Origin of the sequence: Rhizobium lusitanum, assembly GCF_014189535.1 — a bacterium.
Lineage (GTDB): Bacteria > Pseudomonadota > Alphaproteobacteria > Rhizobiales > Rhizobiaceae > Rhizobium > Rhizobium lusitanum_C.
In genome coordinates, this window is record NZ_CP050307.1 from 878,434 (window position 1) to 894,966 (window position 16,533).

Annotated in this window: 13 protein-coding genes; 10 read left to right on the plus strand and 3 right to left on the minus strand. The window is 58.1% G+C overall.

Annotated elements, in window-relative coordinates; genetic code table 11:
* Positions 1–81 precede the first annotated feature (81 nt).
* From HB780_RS07080 to HB780_RS07120, 9 genes are all read left to right on the plus strand, one after another.
* Positions 82–1,287: a KpsE/RkpR family capsule polysaccharide export protein gene (locus tag HB780_RS07080; RefSeq protein ID WP_183689321.1), complete on the plus strand. Its 1,206-nt coding sequence runs from the start codon at positions 82–84 to the stop codon at positions 1,285–1,287.
* 80 nt (positions 1,288–1,367) lie between these two features.
* On the plus strand, positions 1,368–2,015 hold the full coding sequence (locus HB780_RS07085; protein WP_183689637.1) for an ABC transporter ATP-binding protein: 648 nt from the start codon (positions 1,368–1,370) through the stop codon (positions 2,013–2,015).
* Positions 2,016–2,674: 659 nt separating this feature from the next.
* Positions 2,675–3,688: a helix-turn-helix transcriptional regulator gene (locus HB780_RS07090; RefSeq protein WP_183689322.1), complete on the plus strand. Its 1,014-nt coding sequence runs from the start codon at positions 2,675–2,677 to the stop codon at positions 3,686–3,688.
* Positions 3,689–3,896: 208 nt separating this feature from the next.
* Positions 3,897–4,916: a polysaccharide biosynthesis/export family protein gene (locus HB780_RS07095; RefSeq protein WP_286202995.1), complete on the plus strand. Its 1,020-nt coding sequence runs from the start codon at positions 3,897–3,899 to the stop codon at positions 4,914–4,916.
* Between the two features lie 128 nt (positions 4,917–5,044).
* Positions 5,045–5,908, plus strand: coding sequence for an FkbM family methyltransferase (locus tag HB780_RS07100; protein WP_286202996.1), 864 nt, complete (start codon positions 5,045–5,047; stop codon positions 5,906–5,908).
* Positions 5,909–5,949: 41 nt separating this feature from the next.
* The gene (locus tag HB780_RS07105) at positions 5,950–7,275 is read left to right on the plus strand and encodes a glycosyltransferase family 4 protein (RefSeq protein ID WP_183689325.1); all 1,326 of its coding nucleotides are present in this window, start codon (positions 5,950–5,952) and stop codon (positions 7,273–7,275) included.
* An 18-nt stretch (positions 7,276–7,293) separates the two neighbouring features.
* Complete coding sequence (locus tag HB780_RS07110) at positions 7,294–8,349, plus strand: hypothetical protein (protein ID WP_183689326.1); 1,056 nt, start codon at positions 7,294–7,296, stop codon at positions 8,347–8,349.
* Positions 8,350–8,514: 165 nt separating this feature from the next.
* Positions 8,515–9,246, plus strand: a complete 732-nt coding sequence (locus tag HB780_RS07115) for a response regulator (protein ID WP_183689327.1) — start codon at positions 8,515–8,517, stop codon at positions 9,244–9,246.
* On the plus strand, positions 9,243–10,520 hold the full coding sequence (locus HB780_RS07120; RefSeq protein ID WP_183689328.1) for an ATP-binding protein: 1,278 nt from the start codon (positions 9,243–9,245) through the stop codon (positions 10,518–10,520). Before HB780_RS07115 ends, HB780_RS07120 begins: the two co-directional genes overlap by 4 nt.
* A gap of 377 nt (positions 10,521–10,897) precedes the next feature.
* Here the strand turns inward: HB780_RS07120 and HB780_RS07125 are convergent, their stop codons facing one another.
* From HB780_RS07125 to HB780_RS07135, 3 genes are all read right to left on the minus strand, one after another.
* The gene (locus HB780_RS07125; protein WP_183689329.1) at positions 10,898–12,853 is read right to left on the minus strand and encodes a MacB family efflux pump subunit; all 1,956 of its coding nucleotides are present in this window, start codon (positions 12,851–12,853) and stop codon (positions 10,898–10,900) included.
* Positions 12,854–12,856: 3 nt separating this feature from the next.
* Positions 12,857–14,182, minus strand: coding sequence for an efflux RND transporter periplasmic adaptor subunit (locus HB780_RS07130; protein WP_183689330.1), 1,326 nt, complete (start codon positions 14,180–14,182; stop codon positions 12,857–12,859).
* A 258-nt stretch (positions 14,183–14,440) separates the two neighbouring features.
* Complete coding sequence (locus HB780_RS07135) at positions 14,441–15,097, minus strand: hypothetical protein (RefSeq protein ID WP_183689331.1); 657 nt, start codon at positions 15,095–15,097, stop codon at positions 14,441–14,443.
* Between the two features lie 350 nt (positions 15,098–15,447).
* Here HB780_RS07135 and speB point away from each other — a divergent pair, with 350 nt between their 5' ends.
* Positions 15,448–16,497, plus strand: a complete 1,050-nt coding sequence (gene speB / locus HB780_RS07140; RefSeq protein ID WP_183689332.1) for an agmatinase — start codon at positions 15,448–15,450, stop codon at positions 16,495–16,497.
* The last annotated feature ends 36 nt before the right edge of the window (positions 16,498–16,533 follow it).

The window sequence follows — 16,533 nt, forward strand, 5'->3', positions numbered from 1 at the left end:
CTCTGACGTCTTGATGATGACCCCGGAAAGCTACGGAGATGTCCCCTTTATTCTAAGTGAGAGAGATTTGACGGCCCTCATATGACCCGCATTGAGAACAACAAGGAGTTCACCGATTTCGTAACGCTGGTAACCGTGCGCGCGTCCGCTACGGCTTCCGGTGGAAATCTGAGCTGGTGGAGCGTACGCGCACGCTGGCTGCGGTCGCATCTGCTGCTGCTTTTCATGCTCGTGATCCCCGGATTGCTCGGCGCCGTCTACTACGCTTTTATCAGTGCCGAACAGTATGTTTCCGAGACGCAGTTCGTGGTTCGCAGTCCCAACCGGAACGCGGCGGGCCTACTCAGCGGCTTCCTGCAAAGCACGGGCTTCGTGCGGGCGCAGGACGACAGCTATATCGTAAGCGAGTTCATGATGTCGCGCGCAGCCGTGGACGAACTCGCTGCAAAGAACGGTTTGAAGGATATCATGTCCCGCCCGGAGGGGGACTTCCTTAACCGGTATCCGCTGCCGTGGACCGAGGCGAATAATGAGGAGCTGTTCCAGCACTACAAGAATTTCGTCAAGGTCGATACCAATAGCGGCAGCGGCGTGACCACTCTGGAGGTGTATGGCTTCCGGGCAGAGGACTCCTTCAATCTCGCAAATGCGCTGCTTCAGCATGCCGAAGAGCTCATCAACCGCCTTAATGACCGGGCGCGCGGGGATGCTATCCGCTATGCGCAGGTCGAGTTGACTGACAGCGCGGGCAGGCTGGAATCCACACAAAAGAACCTGACGGATTTCCGTAACCGGGAAACGCTGATCGACCCGGCCAAACAGTCGGCGTCCGCGCTCGACCTGATCGCCCGGCTTTCGGACGATGTCGCTGACAGCAAGGCCCGACTGGCCGCTCTTGACCAGCAGGCGCCGCAGAGTCCGCAGGGGGAAGCATTACGGGCTCGGGTGACCGCGATGGAGCGCGAGGTCAGTGACGAGCGGGCGCGGGTCGTGGGTAGCGACAGTTCGATGGCGCCACGCATCGCACAATATGAGCAACTTCTTCTGGAAAGGGAAATGGCGGCTAAGATGTTGGCTTCAGCCACCACCTCGCTGGAAAATGCCAAGATCGATGCGCAACGTCAGCAGCTTTATCTCGAGCGCATTTCCAATCCGAACTTGCCTGATCATCCTCTCTATCCAAAGCGCATCAAGTCGTTTCTGATGTTCCTGGCGATATGCGGCGCCATCTACATGATCGTGCAGTTCTTTGTCTCCCAAGTTCTGGAACACGCGGAATCGCAATGAACAGTATCCCTACCAGCCTCGCAGGGTTTGCAGCTCCAAAGGAGCCGCCGCAGAACGACACCTCGGCGCTGCCGGAAGGCATCGTCGGCGTGTTCGATATCGTCAAGGAATACGAGGTTCACGGTCGTATGCGGCGCGTGCTTGATGGCATCAACTTTACGATTTCGCGCGGGGAGAAGATCGCGGTCCTCGGCCACAACGGCGCCGGCAAATCCACGCTTGTGCGTTTGATTGCCGGAATCGAGGAGCCTACCTCCGGCAAGATCGTTCGTACCATGTCCATGTCCTGGCCCATCGCGCTCAGTGGCGGCTTTGGTGGATCTATGACGGGCTACGACTGCATGCGGTTTCTATCGCGCATCTATGACAAACCATTCGATGAAATCCGCGATATGGTGGAGGATTTCAGCGACCTCGGCAAATATCTGCGCATGCCGCTCAAGACTTATTCGTCAGGCATGCGCGCGCGCCTAGCCTTCGGCATGTCGCTGGCCATCGACTTTGACTGCTATCTCATTGATGAGGTGATGGCTGTCGGTGACAAGCGTTTTCAGACCCGTTCCTTCGAGGAACTCTTCGTCAAGCGGAAGGACCGCTCGATGATCGTGGTCGGCCATAACTTAAATGTGATCAGCGATATCTGCACCTCGGCACTGGTTCTGAAGAACGGTCGAGGCCGTGTTTTTGACGATGTCGAGTATGCCTTCCGTATCTATTCGACACTTTGATCGAACCGTTTTTAGGGATCCCCGGTTTCGAGCAGACCGATTCCCTCCGCAGATCGTCTCAAAATGATACAATATCCCTGAGCGATGGCCGTTTGCTGGCCTCCGGCTGAAACTTGCCATGCAGATGGATTGGAGTGGCGCACGGGCCGTCACAAACTTATTCAACTAAGCTATACTAAATTAGCGAAGTTGAAATTAATTCCTATTATAAGCGGTTACTCATGATACTCGCTCTTGCAGGGAGCGAATCTACCGATGCTTTTGTCCCTTCGGCAGGCAACTGTTTTCGTCCGGATTTGACCTTGCATTTTAGTGATTCATTCTGCAACCTAAGACCGTTGTTCGTAATACGAGCAAATACGTCAATGGCCGCTTTTTGTCTGATGTCGTCTTAATAAAAAGTTCACGCCTTACGGGAGAAGCCCCGCGACGCAAATATGTATAACATTGTCACGATCTGTACTATTCGGAAGAAATCTACTATGCTAATTTAACGGGGCTTAATGTAATTTAAGCTGAATGATTATGCCGTGTTAGGACGACTAAAGGAGTGCGCCTATGGTCTCACCCTTAAATGGAATTCGCGAAGTCTGGCCTAAATGAAAATCGAGTGCTTGCAATTGTTGGGATGCAACTTTAGATTTTGAGTAGGGTAGCAGATGACTATGTTGGGAAGAGTTGTCGAGCAATGCGTGGGCACCTTTGAGGTGTATTCTCGTGATGCGATTGTTCGCAATCTCGATGTTTTAGAGCCGAACTGGAAATGGACGGTGCCGTCGGATCCCGGCGGAGATTATTCGTTTAAGTTCAGCAAGCAGCCCCTCCAATCAGCGTCTATCATTAGCGCTGAGCATTCGGGTAGCCTGGAGGGGGTTGCCAAGCATGACATGCCTCGCGTCAGCATTGTCTTCGTCCTCGCGGGGGAGGTGGAGGCATATGACAGGCGCACGCGCAAGACTGTGCGTATTTCAGCTAATAATGTCGCAAGCATCAGCGACCGGATGGGAAAGCGGCTCGAGATAAAGCCACGGAGTTCCTGGCTGATGTTCCAGGTTCCGGAAGCTGTGTTGCGTCAACATTTCGAGGAGTTGACGGGTAGGCCCTATGTGCAGGAATTTGCTCTATCTCCTGTCAGTTTTCGTCAGGGTGGAGCGCAGGGGCTGTACCAGACCCTGAGGCAGGCTGAGAAAGATCTCATGTCGGCCCGTCCGGGCGAAAGGGTCATGCTTGCCAAAGCCTACAACGAGTTGGTGCTGGTCAAGCTTTTCGCAAAGCTACCGCACAATCTGTGCGATGCGTTTACACGTGGCGCATTGGAAACGGCACCCCGGCAGCTTCTGAGGGCGGAGGCTTTCATGCGCGACAATCTGCACAACTCGATCATGCTGGAAGATCTTGCCAATGCTGCAAGCTGCAGCCCGCGGGCGCTTCAGCGCATGTTCCGGACCTATCGGGGTGACAGTCCGATGGGGATATTGTGCAACTACCGCCTTGCCGCCGCTCATGGCGCTATTAAAGGTGGTCACGCTGAGAGTATAACTGATCTTGCGATGAGTCTTCAGTTCTCGAACCCGGGGCGATTCTCTGTTCTGTACAAGCATGCGTACGGTTTCAGTCCCTCGTCGATTCTCCGCTTTACCCGGGAGCGGAATGATGAAGTCGGGACGGCATGATGCGCGTGCGGACCAGTATTGATTGTAACTACCTCTGTGCCGCTCGGGATTGGTAATGCAGCTAAAAGTTGGAATTTTTTGTGTTCTCGCCTGTTTTTTGACGGGCTGCGGATTGCCTGATTCGGGTCCAAAAACCTCACGGATCCTGGAAGAAGCGGCCCGGGGGGCGGCGCCACCATTTGCATTGGTCGACGTCAACTCACCGTCGATGGTACGGAATGTGGAGCGCCCGCGACCGAGCCTCGCCGCCAGATTTGGCGAGGGGCCGCGCGATCCTGGCTTGCGCATTGCCGTGGGAGACGTGATTTCCGTCAGTCTCTGGGAAGCGCCACCTGGCAGCCTGTTTGGAACGGCTGCCAGCAGCACCGGCCAGCAGCAGGCTTCCGGTAGCTCGGTGGTCATTCCGCCGCAGGTCGTAAGCAGCGACCGGACGATCGGCATTCCCTATGTGGGCCGCATCAATGCCGCTGGACGCACGCCTGCGCAAGTCGAGAGCATGGTGGTAGCGGCGCTTGCCGGCAAGGCGGTCCAGCCACAGGCGCTGGTGACGGTGCAGCAGAGTACGGCCAACACCGTGACCGTTACCGGTGAGGTCGCTGGCGGTGCGCGCGTGACGCTTTCACCGGCGGGGGACCGTATACTGGATGTGATCGCGACTGCGGGCGGATTGCGCGCTGGGGTCAATGAGAGCGTCGTTTATCTGACAAGAAGGGGAGCAACCATGGCTCTCCCGTTCGAGATGATCGTCCAGTCGCCCCGCGAGAATATACGGCTGCGCCCGGAAGACGTGGTGACGGTGGTGCGTGAACCAAGAACCTTTACGATTCTGGGCGCGACCGGACAAAATGGGGAAGTGCCTTTCAGCTCGCAACGCGTCACCATGGCAAATGCCCTGGCGCGCGCCGGTGGGCTCCAGGACAACCGTGCCGACGTAACGGGCGTATTCCTGCTCCGCTACGAACCGCTTGATATCGCGCGCCGGATCGTTCCTCCCAATAATCCGCTTCTGCGTAGAGGCGGGCCAGTTCCAGTCGCCTATCGCTTCAATCTGAAGAACGCGACGACGTTGCTGGCAATGCAGAGTTTCGAAATCCAGCCGCGCGACATCGTTTACGTGTCCAACGCCAGCTCGGTCGATGTGCAGAAGTTCATGGGCTTGTTCCAGGGCCTCACCTCACAGGCACTGTCTGCCACATCCGTCGGCATATCCGCTGCGGCCGCGAATTGATGAAGATCGCGTAATATTTGGTTTGAGTATGAAGGGTATCGAGATGCGTACACGAGCGGAAAGGGGCCATCACCATGATGTCGGGCTTACGGACTGCTCTGCGCACCGGCTGGTCACGGAGAGTTGACATGAGTACGTCACCGCTGCTTCATCTTCACGAGCTTATGGCTTTTGATCGGCACCAGGCCGAGACGGCCATCCTCCAGCGTGTGACGAGCACTTATCTCGGCGATCATACGGCTCTGGTGCGTGTCCTTGGTCGATACAAGCTTTATGTCGACACGCGCGACAGGGGCTTCGGTTCGCACATCCTGCTCGATGGCTTCTGGGAGATCTGGCTTACGCTGTTTTGTGCCCGCAACGTCAAGCAAGGCATGACCGCCGTCGATGTCGGTGCGAATTTCGGTTATTATTCGGTGCTGCTGGCAGAGCTTGTTGGCGATAAAGGTCAGCTCATTGCCGTGGAGCCCAATCCCCACGCTGCAGATTTTCTGAACCGCAGCGTCGAACTCAACGGCCTCTCCAGGCGCACGAAGATCGAGACTGTCGCCCTCAGTAATGTCACCGATGAATGGGCACCGCTTTATATTCCCCGAAGCGAGCCGAAGAATGCACTGATCGTTTCCGATCGCTTTGTCCCGAACACTGAAAGCGGTGCGGTGGTCCAGGTTCCGGTCACGACGCTCGATCGGCTTTGTGCCACGTATGAGCGAATCGATTTCATCAAGATCGATGCCGAGGGGGCGGAGGAGGGCATATTCGAGGGGATGAGCGAGACGATTGCTCGCCATAAGCCGATTATCGTCGTCGAATTCAATGCTGGCCGCTATGTCGATGCCGGTGGTTTCCTTGACCGATTGACCGCCGTCTACGGGTCGCTCCGTCGTCTCGATTTTAGCGGCGCGTCGCTGCCGGTCACCCGTGAGCAGCTTCTGACTGTGTATGGGGGCGACGACGCGCTTCTTGTCCTTTCCCGCGACACGACGGCCTGAGAGGTCGCCGTCCGAGTAAGTAACGATGGTGGGAGAGGCTCGTGAGTCAAACTATTCTTTATGACGGTCTCAACCTTTCACTGAAGAAGGGCACGGGTGTAGCCACTTATACCCGTAGCCTGATGTCGACGGCGCAGGCCCTCGGCTACAAGACTGGCGTGGTCCATGGCATTCAGGGAAACATCCCACGCGACCCGATGTTGCGAGAGGTCATCCTGTTCGATGATAGCAGCGAACGTCCAACAGGACCGCTCTTCATTGCCCGGCGCTGGCTGCGGCGACGCATTGCCGCTCCGTTCGGCCTGAAGCCCGTACCCATTCCGCTGAACGGCACGGTCATCCTGAAGTCGCTTCAAGCACAACTTGGCGATTCCGGATTGCTCTACGCCTCGAACGACCTGTTCAATCTCGCGCGTCATCATTTCAAGCGCTATGGCAACAATCTCGCCTTAAGCTTCGAAAACCAGCCGGATCTTCTGCATTGTACCTATCCGATGCCGATCGCCGCGAAGAAAGCATTGAATGTCTATACGATCCACGATCTCGTACCGTTGCGGCTGCCTTATCTGACCGAGGACGACAAGCGCTATCACTACAGGATGCTGCGGTCGCTGGTGAAGCGCGCCGATCACATCATCACGGTCTCCGAAACCTCCCGCGCCGATATCATCAAGGTGCTGGGCGTGGATGAAAAGCGCGTCAGCAATACCTACCAAGCCGTCCAAGTGCCGGACGCACTCCGCGCCAAGCCTGACGACGTGGTGGCCGACGAGATCGCCGGCATCTTCCATCTGGACTGGAAGGGATACTTCCTATTTTTCGGCGCCTTCGAGCCGAAAAAGAATATTGCGCGCCTGATTGAGGCTTACCTCGCCAGCAAGACGGATCTGCCGCTGATCATTGTCGGCGCCCCCGGCTGGAAAGGCGATGCAACGCAGGAGCTGATCGACGACGAGCGTTTTCGGTTCTTTCGGCGCGCCGATGATCGAATCATTCCGCAACGCCAGATCCAGCGTTTCGATTTCGTCTCCTATCCTCTGCTCATCAGCCTGATCAGGGGCGCGCGAGCCGTGCTTTTCCCCTCGCTTTACGAGGGCTTCGGATTGCCGGTGCTCGAATCCATGCAGTTGGGAACTCCTGTGCTCAGTTCGACGGAAGGATCTATTCCCGAGATTGCCGGCAAGGCCGCCTTGCTGGTCGACCCGTACAATACTGATGACATGCGCAAGGCCATATCCAGCCTCGCACAGGATGACGGACTTTGCTCGCATTACGCCGAGGTTGGCCCGAAGCAGGCTGCTCGTTTTTCCGCAGACCGATATCATCAACGGGTTGGGGAGCTCTATGACACTCTCTTCCATGGATAGACCGGGGAGGATGCTTGCATGACGATCCTCTTTGCTTTTGGCATGCCAGGCGTGATGTCATCCTGGGGCGCTGCGGCGCTTCATGCGGTTGCGCGCGAGGCATATGGTGACTATGCGGTCATTTCGACGGATAAGGTCGAGGATCTCAGGCAGCATGTGCAAAACCGGACGAAGGCACATGCCGTCCTTGTTTCACAGTTTCCCGAAGCGAAGCTGTCGGAGCTGATCCTGCGCGTGAATCTGCCCTACATGCTGTTCCTCGAAAATCCGATGGATGCCGTTTCCTATCTCGCGCGCTCCACCGAACAACGGGATCTCGGGCTGGTCAGGGCCGTCTCGGCAAGCCTTGCCTGCCTCGAACCCATCGCGCACGCTCCCACCGCGCTTATCATGCGCCGCAATGATGCCGGTGGGCGAAGCGGTATCGACATGCTGCTGAAACGAATAGATGAACATTTCAACATCGATCTCACTGCCGAGCAGATTGCCAATGCCTTGCTGCACCTTGGCATGACGGCGCCGGGTAAAAAATTGCTGGCAACACCACCGAAACTGGAGGAAGCAGCGGCGACGGTTATTGCCGGCTATGCGCCACCGCAGAAGGACGGATCCGAACTCAGCGAACCTCTGCAACAGGCGATCGAGAAGGTTCTCCTACCGCTGGAAATCGGGCGTGGCGATATTTCCGGGCAGCCCATTTCCTGGCCACGAGAGACGTTTTTTTCGGGCGACAAACCTAACGAGAGCATCGAGGATTCGATCGATCTCACAGGCGGCGCGCGTTGCGTTATCTACGGCCCTTACTTTCATCTTCCTCCCGGCCGCTGGACCGTCAATCTGGCTTTCAATATCGACGAGGACTGCTATGGCCAGATCTTCACCATAGAAGTCCATTCCGGGGAAACGCTCGGCAAGCTTCGGGTCCGTCCGGAGGGGACGGGTTCATTTGAGGCGACCTTGCATGTTGACATCGTCGAGCCGCAAATCCCCATCGAAGTCCGGTTCATGATGGATAGCGGCGCTATCGAGGGCCGCTTGTCCGGCTGGACCGTCGAATGGCAGCGTGCGGCATAGCCTATTTGCACCTGGCGCGCCGCCCTGTTCCATTGCTCAACATTTCCCTCGGCGGGATTTTTGTAAACCAATGTTTCCTGCAGGGAATTTTGCGCGACTTGCCCGTGAAAAGTCTTCTTTTGAATAGGAGTTGGTATAAAACTTAGCAGAAATGGAACTGTGCCCATGACACTGACTACCGCGCCTGATGTCCTTATCGTTGACGACGATCACGAGATTCGCACGCTCCTCAGCCGCTATCTCGAGGAGCAGGGTTTTCGTGTCTCGACGGCAAGCGACTTGCGCGGCTGCAACGATGCCCTTAACCGGCGTGCTCCGGATTTGCTCGTTCTCGATGTCATGCTGCCCGATGGATCGGGCCTCGATCTTTGCCGCGACCTCAGAAACCGCCGGCCCCGCGTTCCCGTCATTCTCCTGACTGCCCTGAAAGAGGATATCGACCGTATCCTGGGGCTTGAGATCGGCGCCGACGACTATCTCGGCAAGCCATTCAATCCGCGAGAACTGGCGGCGCGCATTCGGGCCGTTCTTCGCCGCGTGAATGACGATTTGTCACCCGAGCCGGAGCAGCGACGTTATCATTTCGCCGACATGACCCTGGACCCGCAGCTTCGCCGCGTCACCAAGGACAATGGCGAGATTATTACGCTGACGGGAGCCGAATTCGATCTGCTCAAGGCCTTTCTCGAGCGATCCGGTCGGCTGCTCTCCCGCGATCAGTTGCTGGACCTGACGCAGGGGCGGGATCGCGATCCCGCGGATCGCTCGATTGACGTCTTGATGAGCCGGCTGCGCCGAAAGCTCGGCGAAACGGCCGAGGATCCGGTCTTCAGAACGATCCGGAATAGCGGCTATCAGCTCGTCGTTCCGGTAACCGCCGTCAAGGGCGATCCATGAAATCCCTGGGTGCTCGTCTGGCGCTTCTCCTGCTGACGGCCATCGTTCTGGTTGTCATCACGTCGTCTTTCGTAGCCAGCCTGGTGATGCGTGGGCCCCGACCGGACATGACGATGGAGCCGGTGGCCCGTCAGTTGTCGATCCTTGCGACATTTGCGGAGCAAGATCGTGCGGCTGCGGTCTCCTCCGGCCTGTTGATTGCCGCTCTGCCGGCGGATGGGCCTCGCGATGAGATGCTTTCCCGATTTCTGATGGAAGCGCTGGATCGCGTTTCGTCCACGCGCTATGCGACCATAACCCGCCCGCCGGGTGGAGATACGATTGCCTCCATCAAGCTTTCCGATGGTAATTGGATGGTGATGCCGATGCCGGAATTCGGTCCGCCACCCGGAGGCTGGATGATTCTCGTAGGATGGCTGGGCCTGATCATCACAGGAAGCGTGCTGGTATCCATCTTCGCAGCCTCGAAGATCATGAAGCCGCTTCGACTGCTGGAGCGGGCCGTGGCTGAGATGGGGCCGGATGGAACGCTGCCGCACGTGCCGGAAACCGGCCCAGGCGAAATTCGGGTTACCGCGCAGGCTCTAAACGGACTATCCGCGCGGGTGAAGGCGGCGACAGAAAGCCGGATGCGACTGGTCGCCGCCGCCGGTCATGATCTTCGAACTCCCATGACACGCATGCGGCTGCGCGCCGAATTCATCAAGGACGATGAAGATCGACGCAAATGGCTATCCGACCTTGAAGAACTCGATACGATCGCCGACAGCGCCATTGGGCTGGTTCGCGAGGAGATTTCCAGCGACGGCCTGCAATGCGTGAGACTCGATACGATCGTAGCGGATATCGTAGAGGAGCTTGCGGCGATCGGCATGAATATCGAGAGCGGAGAGCTGCAGCCTGCGTCGATCTCCGCAGGTGTCCTGGCACTCACCCGGGCTTTGCGCAATCTCCTCATCAACGCCGCAACGCATGGTGAATCGGCAACCGTCACGGTCGCCCGTTTCGGCGACAAGGCTATCGTCAGAATCCTGGATACCGGCCCCGGTATTCCCGAGGAACGTCTCGATCAGGTATTCGAACCCTTCTTCCGCATCGATATCGCACGGCAGAGATCCTTCCCGGGAGCAGGTCTCGGAATGGCCATCGCCAAGGAAATCATCTCGAGATTGGACGGCGAGATCGTCGTTCGCAATCGGCATCCTCGGGGCTTGGAGCAATTGATCACCTTCAAGAGTCCCAACCAAAGAATTGGCGGCACGCCCGTATCGTGACGGACTGCCATGGCCTGCAAGGGCGCAAAGTTGCCGCTATGACAGAGTCTTGATCGTAATTTAGCGGTATGACGAATAATGTGCTTGTCAGAACTCTGAAAAACTGGCTGATTGCCAGGTGCAATAACTTCGCAAAGCTTATTAAATAAAGGCCCTCAGAAGGGCAATGTCGGGACAATAAAATTCCCGAAAACTCCTTGTTTCAGCAATGTTCAGAAATGTTGTCGCCGCCGGTTCATGTAGAATTGGTGCTGGTCGTAAGCTTTGCTCGAGCAAGCTTTTGACCGCCCCCGCATACCGGCTTCGCCATGACGCCCCCCAACACGGATGGCGAAGCCGGATTACCTCTCAGGTGCCTACCGTTCGTTCCGACGACGTCAGTCTCTTGATAGCGCTGCCACCGGATCTAGCCTGGAAGCATTGCGCGCCGGCAGATAGCCGAAGGTGAGGCCAATCATGCAAGCGCATGTGAAGGCAAGCACGATCGAACTTACCGAATAGACCAAGGTGAAATTGGAGCTGAGCCGGTTGAAGGCAAAGCCGAAGCCGAGTGCCGTGGCGATACCAAGCGCGCCGCCCAGCAGGCAGACCAGGACTGCCTCGATCAGGAACTGCTGCAGGATGTCATGCCGCCGCGCGCCGACCGCCATGCGAACCCCTATCTCCGCGATGCGCTCGGACACCGAGACCAGCATGATGTTCATGACGCCGATACCGCCAACAAGCAGCGAAATGACCGCGATTGCGGAGACCAGCAGGGTCATCGTCCGGATCGTGCTAGTGATCGCCTGGCGGATATCGTCGGTATTGAGAACGAAGAAGTCTCTGGCCTTGTGACGGCGCTCCAGAAATTGCGTTACCGCCGCTTCGGCAGTCGCGCTTTCGGCGTCGTCGCTGACGCGCACGGTAATGCTGCGTAGCGACATGTCGCCGAGAAACCGAGCCTGTACGCTGGTATAGGGAAGATAGACCGAGAGATTGTCGCTTGAGCCGAAACCGCCCTGCTGCGAGGCAATGACGCCGATGACACGCACGGGTACCTTGCCGACGAAGACCGTCTGACCTAGTGGATCGAGACCTTTGTCTCCAAAGAGCGTCGTGGCCGTATTCTGGTCGATGACCGCATCCTGCGCCATGCGCAGCACACTGTCGCCATCAAACAGGCGACCGGCGACGAGCTTGGAACCCTTGACCGAGAAATACGCGTCGCCGACGCCATTGATCAGTGCATTGGCTTCCGTCGAACCAAACCGCACGGTGCTGCTGGTCGAGACCGTCGGTGTGACGGCTGCGACATAAGTCAGCTTGGCCAGGGCATCGGCATCGCTGACCATCAGGGTCTTGATGCGTCCGGAGCGCATGTCTCCGAAGCTCTTGCCGGGAAAGATTTCCAGCGTGTTGGTTCCAAGATTATTGATGTTTGACAATACCTTGCGCTGGGATCCTTCACCAAGCGCAATAACGCAGACCACCGAGGCAATGCCAATGATAATGCCGAGCATGGTGAGGAAAGTGCGCAGCCGATGGGCCTTGAGCGCCAGGACCGCCATGAGGAAGGCCTCGGTCAGGCGGCTGCCCAGCTCGCGCCAGCCGGCCTTGCCTGCGACCGTTTTGGGAGGAGAGTTGTGAGCGCGCGGGCTTTCGCCGGGTGAGCGCCTGTCTGCAACGATATCACCGTCGGAGATCTCGATAATACGATCAGCGCGGGCAGCAACCTTCATGTCATGGGTGACGATGATAACCGTATGGCCTTCGGCATGCAGCTCGGCAAGGATGCGCAGTACCTCTTCGCCGCTCTCCCGATCGAGCGCGCCGGTCGGCTCGTCGGCCAGAATGACCTGGCCGTTGTTCATCAGGGCACGCGCAATGGAAACGCGCTGCTGCTGGCCGCCTGAAAGCTGACCCGGCCGATGTCCTGATCTTTCGGCCATGCCGAGGCGATGCAGAAGAGCGGCGGCGCGCTCGCGACGCGCTTCGCTGGGTTGCCCCGCATAGATCGCCGGCACCTCGACATTGCCGAGCGCCGTCAGCTCGGAGAGCAGATGGTAGCGCTGGAAGATGAAGCCGAAATGCTCCCGCCGCAGCTGCGAAAGTGCGTCGCTGCCGAGGAGATGGGTTTCGGAACCGGCGATGGCATAGGTGCCATCGGTTGGGCGGTCGAGCAGGCCGATGATGTTCATCAGCGTCGACTTTCCGGAGCCGGAGGGGCCGACAATGGCAACCATCTCGCCTTCGGCAATCGACAGGTCGATGTCCTTCAGCACCGCGATGATGCGATCGCCGGACTGATGTTCGCGGCGGACGTTTTTCAGTTCTATGAGAGGGGACGACATGGCTTAGAACCCCATCGGCGGCGGGCCGCCACCCATGCTGCTTTTCGTCACCGTCGCGCTTGCCTCGCCGATCACGACGCGGTCGCCTTCGGAAAGACCGGATAGAACCTCGGCGGTGACATTGTTGTTGAGCCCGACAATGATCGTCCTAGCCACCTGCTTGCCGTCGGCGGCAACGACTTGCACGCCATAGGAGCCGTCGGCAGTCTTCGCACCGAGCGCCGAGGATGGAATGGTCAGCGCATTCTTGGCCGCGCCGAGCACGATGTGGACTTCGGCCGACATATAGGTGCGGAAATGGTTGTGCTGGTTCGGCACGGCAAAGATGCCATTGTAGTAGATCGCGGAGGACGACGAAGACGACGTCGAGCTACTGCTGGAGGAAGAGGTGGTGGTGCTGGAAGACGTGACGCTGCTGTCGCTGGTGATCGATTCAGGCGCAGGCTCGATCGATTGCAGCACGGCATCGTAACGGGTTACGGGATCGCCGAGAATGGTGAAGTAGACCGGCTGGCCCACCTTCACCTTGACGACATCGGCTTCCGAAATCTCGGTGCGGACAATCATCGTGTCGAGTTCGCCGAGAATGACGATGGTTGGGGCCGATTGGGCCGCGTTAACGGTCTGGCCCTGCTGGTTGACGATGGCAAGCACGGTGCCGTCCATCGGCGCGGTAATCCGGGTATAGGACAAATTGGCCCGCGCCGTCTCCACGGCAACTTCCGCCGCGATGATCTGTGCGTCGAGGGCGGCAATCTGGGCGGTGATCTTTTTGAAACTGGCTTCCGCCGTATCAAGGTCGGCCTTGGAGCCGGCTTGACTGCGGAAGATGGTCTGCTGCCGCGTCAGCGTCAGCTGCGCATTCTCGAGATCGGCTTCGCTTTCCTGACGCTGTGCCTTGACGTTGGCAAGCGAAGCCTGCGCGGTCTTCAGGTCGTTGCTTTGCGTGGTGGAGTCGATCTCGGCAATCAGGGTGTCTTTCTGGACCTTGTCGCCAAGTTTGACATTCAGCGCTGTGATCCGCCCGGAAACCTGCGCTCCGACGGCAACGAGCTTGATCGGTTTGAACGTACCCGTTGCGAGCACCGCTTCCTCGACATTGCCGCGGGTAACCGGCGCGGTGATGGCGGACGAGGTTTGCTCGGGGAAGATGTCGTCATGAAACAGAATTGCGCCGGCGCAGAGCAGCAGGGCCGTTGCGGCCAGAGCCAGGCCAGGACGCCGAAACCGCTTGTTTCGCGACTGGCTCGTCGGCGTGGCGCGCAGCACGGTTTCGCGCGCTTGCTCCGGTTCGGTTCGTGTCGGTATCCGGTTTGGGAAATTCAGCATGTCATCATCTGCTTGCGGTCAAGGTGGGAATTGTCGGTCCGGCTGATCGATTTTCCGGGGGGGGCTGATTATCTCTGCGGAGAGATGGCCTTGCACGAATTGGTCCGAGGACGCCGGGCGGGGCGTCCTCGGACCTGTCGACCCTTTGCGGAGGGCCGCTCCTTCCACTCGATGAGGATCGGATAACCGCGTCCGGTGGGGGCGATCCTTGACGGGTGGAGGCGGAGGTGGAATGATTGGGTCGAGATCCGCTTCGTCCTAGTGGAAGCCGTGAGAGCCAGGACCCATTGGGCCTGGATCCAGCGATTGTTCGGCATCCTCGAGCTTGGCGAATTGGTCGGGGGTCAGAACGTTGTGAAGCGCCGTTGCCTTGTCTTTCAGCACACGCGCCTTGGCGGCATGATCCAGCGCATGTTCGGCAGCCTGTTCGCCAAACAGTTCGTTCGACTTCCCGGCGCCACCGTCGGCATTGGCCGGCTTTGCGCCGTCAACCGGCGGCGGGGCCATCGGCTCATGTCTCGGCGGGGCGAAGAAATCCGTCAGAGCGCTGGTATAATCCCTCCAGGCATCCAACTGGGCGGAATGGATGCCGATCAATGTCTCCAGTACGGACAGCTTGGCTGCAAGCTCGAGCGCGGGGTCGGGCCGATGAAAATCACTGGGCATTCCATGCGGTGGCGGGAAGGGCATGCCTCTCCCGAATGCCATCATGTGCTCATCCATTCCAGGGTCACCGCAAGGGCCAGGGCACGGCGGTCCTTGCAGCGCCATGGCTTCGGGCATGGGGTGGCTGATCTCGGCGCCGATCAGCGTCTGGTCGGTGGGCGTGATTGCGGGCTCTGCGGCAAGAACAGTGGTGCTCATGCCGCCGATGGCGGTCATCAATACAGTCGCGACGATACGCAGTTGCCTCATGATTAGTGCCTTTAGTCTGGTTCAATTTACTAAGGGGAGCTTAATCAGGCCATGTGAATATAATGGGTCTCTATATTTCCGAGTGTTTCTGGAAGAGAGGCTATTGCGAACGAAGTTTGCTGTGAGCTCTCCGGCGATAATTGATTACAAATTTTTTCGAGACCCGATCGTGCCTCCCAGGCTGGCGTCGCTCTGTTTGTTGCGAATCGTCAAATAATTCGCAGGAGAAAATTGCTGGAGGCGGCAATAGCGGAGAGACAGACTTGAATTTGGTCATCAATACGGACGAAAATCGAGCTGAAGGCCGCTGATACAAATGGAAACGGCGATCATACAACCGAGGTGTTTCGATGAAATTCGATGAGGAAAGCCTGAACGCACTGCGCAAGAAGTATGGCGAGAGCCATGGTGGGGAGCTTTTCGACGCCAAGTTCCGCAAGGTTGCCGACAAGATCTTTTCGAAAAGCGGAACACGGCTTGCGCCATATGCGGGCGTCCCGACGTTCCTTTCCGCGCCCTACATGCCGGTCGATGCGGAAAATCCGGACTTCGGTAACCTGCAGGTCGCGATCCTGGGTGTGCCGATGGATCTCGGCGTCACCAACCGGCCCGGCTCCCGCTTCGGGCCGCGCGCTCTGCGCACGATCGAGCGTATCGGCCCCTATAATCACGTCCTCGGCTGCGCACCCGTTTTCGATCTACGGGTCGCCGACATTGGCGATGTTCCGTTCCAGAGCCGCTATCGCCTCGAACTCAGCCATGACGACATCGAAAAGCGCGTCAACCAGATCGTCGATGCGGGTGTGATCCCGCTGTCCGTCGGTGGGGATCATTCCATCACTCATCCGATCATGAAGGCGGTCGGCAAGAAGACGCCGGTCGGCATGATCCATATCGATGCTCATTGCGACACGGGCGGATCGTTCGATCAGACAAAATTCCATCATGGCGGGCCCTTCAGAAACGCGGTTCTCGACGGCGTGCTCGACCCGACCCGGACCATCCAGATCGGGATCCGAGGATCGGCGGAGTATCTTTGGGAGTTCTCCTATGAGTCCGGGATGACAGTCATCCATGCGGAGGAGGTGACAGGCCTCGGTATTCCGGCGATCATCGAGAAGGCAAAGAAAATTGTCGGTGATGGTCCGACCTATCTCTCCTTCGACGTCGACAGTCTTGATCCGAGCTTTGCGCCCGGCACGGGAACGCCTGAGATCGGCGGGCTCACGACCCGCGAAGTGCTCGAACTCATTCGCGGCCTGAAGGGCATCAATCTTGTCGGTGGTGATGTTGTCGAGGTGGCACCGCAATATGATGCGACGACCAACACGGCCCATGCCGGCGCGCAGGTGCTGTTCGAAATCTTGAGCCTGATGGTCTTCAGCCCTTCGGTGAAATAGGGCCGGTGGCCGATCGTTTGACGGCGAGGGGAGTGG